The sequence below is a fragment of the Synechococcus sp. BA-120 BA3 genome (assembly GCF_034931285.1).
Taxonomy (GTDB): domain Bacteria; phylum Cyanobacteriota; class Cyanobacteriia; order PCC-6307; family Cyanobiaceae; genus Cyanobium.
Map to the genome: position 1 here is coordinate 1 of NZ_JAYGHZ010000380.1, position 4,198 is coordinate 4,198.

The following is a 4,198-nucleotide window of genomic DNA, read 5'->3' on the forward strand; positions in this document are numbered from 1 at the left end:
GTGGTCGCCAAGCCGGCCACCGCCACCGCCACCGCCACCTCCACCGCCCCGGCGTCCTCCGGCCTGGGCGCGTCGCTGGCCAACCGCAGTGCCCGCAACGGCAATGGCGATCGCCGCAACGGCGTCAAGCGCACCGCCCAGCACAACCCCAGCCGGGCCATCGTCATGGCCCGCCGCGAAGCCCTCTCCAAACGGGGCAAGTCCGCCAGCGCCCCCACCAGCTCCGTCGCCGCCTCGGTGGCCCGCCAGTCCAACCCCGACATGAGCAGCCGCGAGCTGGCTCAGAAGGTGCGTGAGCTCAAGTGCAAGGTGGGCTCCGCCGGCAGCTCCCGCAGCGGCGGCTCCCGCCCCACCGGCCCCCGCCGCGGCCAGGCCAAGATCGATGCCGCCGCCGATGCCCACTGGAAGGTGGGCGCCAGCCAGACCCTCTCCGGCCAGACCGTCACCGGCACCCAGGCCAACCGTTCCCCCAGGACCACCGGCAACGAGGCGGCCACCTGCCGCACCATCACCGGCACCGAGTACCTCGGTGCCGAGGTGTTCCAGACCTTCTGCGGCACCCAGCCCTCCACCCCGATCCAGCCGGCCAAGGTCCGGGTCACCGACACCAGCCACGGCAACCGGGTCACCGGAAACGAGGTGGGGCGCAGCGAAAAGGTCACCGGCGATGAACCCGGCACCTGCAAGAACGTCACCGGCACCGAGTACATCTCCGCCAACCAGTCGGCCCAGTGGTGCGGCGGCGTGAACCCCTCCGTGCGCAAGGTGGGCCGCAGCCAGACCCTGGGCGGCCAGCCCGTGAGTGGCGTGCTGGTGGGCCGCAGCGAAAAGGTCACCGGCGACGAGCCCGGCTCCGGCCGTCGGCTCACCGGTGACCAGTACATCGGCGCCGAATCCACGGCCCCCGGCCGCGCCCCCACCAAGGTCAGCAGCCTGCACACCCTCCGCGGCACCGGCATCACCGGCACCCATGTGGGCCGCAGCGAACACGTCACCGGCGACGAACCGGGTTCCTGCCGCCTGGTCACCGGCGACGAATACATCGGCACCCAGCAGTACGAACAGTTCTGCGGCACCAAACCGGCTCCGGAAGCCCCCAAGGTGGGCTTCAGTGTCACCAACAAGGCGATGGTGGTGAGCGGCACCCGCACCGGCCGTTCCGAGAAGGTCACCGGTGATGAGCCCGGCACCTGCAAGGCGGTCACCGGCACCCCTTACGCCGGCATGGAGCAGGCCGGCGCCTGGTGCTCCTCCGACCGCCTGAGCGAGATCCGCCAGCGCACCCCCGTTCGCATGGGCACCGTGATGACCGGGATTCAGCCCGGCATCGGCGGCGTCATGACCGGCGCCGAGCGCGGCGCCTGCGGGGACATCACCGGCACCCCCTACATCGGCGGTGACCAGCTCAACGAGGCCTGCGGGGCCGCCACCAGCCTGGACGCCGATTTTCCCCAGCCCCTGACCGCCCAGCCCTGGCAGCAGTTCAGCGTCCAGTCCCCGGCCCGTGCTGCCCAGAGCGCCCGCCAGCGCCCCGGTGGCGTCACCGGCAACAGCTACGAGCAGGGCAACCGCATCACCGGCCCCTTCGACATGGCCGCCGACAAGGTGACCGGCACCGAGCAGTTCCGCTTCGACCGTCCCGGCCAGGAGCGGGTGCGCCTCCGCCAGCCGGCGGCGGCAGCTCCGGTGACCGTGGATGAGGACGCCCGTCCCACCTCCCGGGTCACCGGCGAGGGCATCTCCGCCGGCCTCAACATCACCGGCGACGACTGGGACCGGGGCAAGCACGTCACCGGCACCGAAGGGGCCTCGGCCCGCCGCCGCAACCCCAGCCGTGTCGGCCCGATGTCGGCCATGCCCGGCTTCCAGAACAAACGCAACGAGACCCTGCCCGAGCCCACCAACAAGATCACCGGATCCAGCGGCAGCACCAGCGCCGGCTCCCTGATCACGGTCTCCGGCGGAGCCCGCGGCTGAACCCCTGATGCCCCGCCGCCCGGCCCCCACGATCCGTCCCCTCGCTCCGAGAGCCCCCCGGCGCCGTCCCGATGCCCCCTCCGGCGCCGATCTCTCCCGGCGCCTGGCGGCGGTGCGGCTCGGCCAGGGGGCCACAGGCAGCGCCCATCCGCTCACCGACCACGCGGCCAACGCCGCCCTGGAGAGCTATGACCGCGGCGTCAAGGACGCCTTCGACCGGATCGTGCCCGTGCTCAAGCGGCTCTCCGCCCTGCAGCACGAGGATGACTTCGTCGAGCGGGCCCAGGCCCTGGCCCAGGCGGAGCTGGGCTTCAGCCTGCCCCTGCCGATCCTGGAGAAGGCCTGGGTCAGCCAGCTCGACATGCGCAGCCTGTTCGCCTGGTGCGTCTTCGAGACCTACGAACAGACCAGCGACGGCTTCTTCCGCGACGATCCGCTGCACGGTCAGCCCGGCAGCGCTGCGGCCGAGGACTTCAACGCCTTCCTGCTCTCCTGCGGCTTCCACCTGCTGGATGTGACCCCCTGCGCCGATGGTCGCCTGGCCCATGCCATCGCCTTCGCCCTGCGGCTGCCCTTCAGCTCGGTGCGGCGCCGTCCCCATGCCGGGGCCCTGTTCGACGTCGAGAACACGGTCAACCGCTGGGTCAAGACCGAACACCGCCGCTACCGGGAGGGCGTCCCCAACCCCCCCCACGAGGACACCCGTTACCTGAAGGTGGTGCTGTATCACTTCAGTTCCGTCGACCCGACCCACGAAGGCTGCGCCGCCCACGGCAGTGACGACGCCCTGGCGGCCAGCTGCGGCCGAGCGCGGCTGATGGACTTCCAGCAGGCCGTGGAGAACAGCTTCTGCTGCGGTGCCTCCGTCGACCTGCTGCTGCTGGGCATCGACACCGACACCGACGCCATCCGGGTCCACGTGCCGGGCATGGACGGCAGCACGCGCCTGGATCAGTGGCTCGATGCCGCCACGGTCTACGAGGCCACCCGTCACCTGCATCCCGAGGAGGCCCGGCGCCGGATCGCCGAGTTGACCGAGGCGGCGGCGGCCTCCGCCCCCGATCCCGGCATGGTGCGCCTGATCGCGAGGCTGCTGGAGCACAACATCTCCCAGATCGACTACGTGCGCCAGTACCACGACGGCCGCTACGCCGATGCGGGCCATGCCGAGCGGTTCATCGGCGTCGGCATCGGCTTCAAGGAGATCCACCTGCGCAACCTCACCTACTTCGCCTACATGGACACGGTCGAGGAGGGTGCCCCCGACATGGACGTGGGCGTGAAGATCTTCAAGGGCCTCAACGTGTCCCGGGGCCTGCCGGTGCCGGTGGTGGTGCGCTTCGACTACAACGGCAAGGTGCCCGGCGCCCGGGAGCGGGCCGTGCGCCATGCCCAGCGGGTGCAGGAGGCGATCGAGAACCGTTACCCCGACCTTTTCGCCCAGGGCCTGCTCCACGCCCTGCTGACCGTGCGTGATCAGGAGCGCCACACACCCGCCGAGGCGGTAGGTTCCACGATCAGCCTCACCACCGCAGGAGGGCACTGACCATGTTGATCTGCAAGGTGGTCAAGCCCCTGGTCTCGACCAACCGCATCCCCGATTTCGAGCACAAGCACCTGCAGGTCGTGCAGGACGGCAGTACCCAGAAGGTGGCCGTCGACGCGGTGGGCTGCATCCCGGGCGACTGGGTGATCTGCGTGGGCAGCTCCGCCGCCCGCGAAGCGGCGGGCAGCAAGTCCTATCCCAGCGACCTCACGATCGTGGGGATCATCGACCACTGGGATCCCGACGCCGGCAAGGCCACCCCGCCACCGAGCAGCACCCCTGGCGCCGCGCCCACACCGCAGGGAGGCCAGGCCTGATGGAGATCATGCAGGTCACCGGCTCCCTGGTCTGCACCCAGCGGGTGCCAGGCCTTGAGCACTGGAACCTGCGGGTGCTGCGCAGTCCCAAGGGCAAGCTGAGCGTCGCCGTCGATCCGGTCGGGGCCTCCCCCGGCAACTGGGTCTTCACCGCCAGCGGTTCGGCCGCCCGCTTCGCCTGCGGCAACCCCGAAACGCATACCGATCTCACCATCGGCGGCATCATCGACTTCTGGGAGCCGGACGGGTAGGCGCCCCTCCCATCGCCTCCACGCCCGTTCCCCCCCCCCCCGCCCGTCCCATGGCCAGCCGCACCCCCCGCTCCGGTCCCGCCGCCACCCCTGCGCCGGCCCCGGCT

General features: G+C 71.2%; 4 protein-coding genes. All 4 read left to right on the forward strand.

Features of this window, described 5'->3' with window-relative positions:
* A partial coding sequence (gene csoS2 / locus VB737_RS15345) for an alpha-carboxysome scaffolding protein CsoS2 (RefSeq protein ID WP_500314238.1) occupies positions 1-1,977 on the forward strand: 1,977 nt, incomplete at its 5' end.
* Between the two features lie 7 nt (positions 1,978-1,984).
* On the forward strand, positions 1,985-3,523 hold the full coding sequence (locus VB737_RS15350) for a carboxysome shell carbonic anhydrase (protein WP_500314240.1): 1,539 nt from the start codon (positions 1,985-1,987) through the stop codon (positions 3,521-3,523).
* Positions 3,524-3,525: 2 nt separating this feature from the next.
* On the forward strand, positions 3,526-3,840 hold the full coding sequence (csoS4, locus tag VB737_RS15355) for an alpha-carboxysome shell vertex protein CsoS4 (protein WP_500314241.1): 315 nt from the start codon (positions 3,526-3,528) through the stop codon (positions 3,838-3,840).
* Positions 3,840-4,091: a carboxysome peptide B gene (locus VB737_RS15360; protein WP_094586913.1), complete on the forward strand. Its 252-nt coding sequence runs from the start codon at positions 3,840-3,842 to the stop codon at positions 4,089-4,091. The genes csoS4 and VB737_RS15360 overlap by 1 nt, the downstream gene beginning before the upstream one ends.
* The last annotated feature ends 107 nt before the right edge of the window (positions 4,092-4,198 follow it).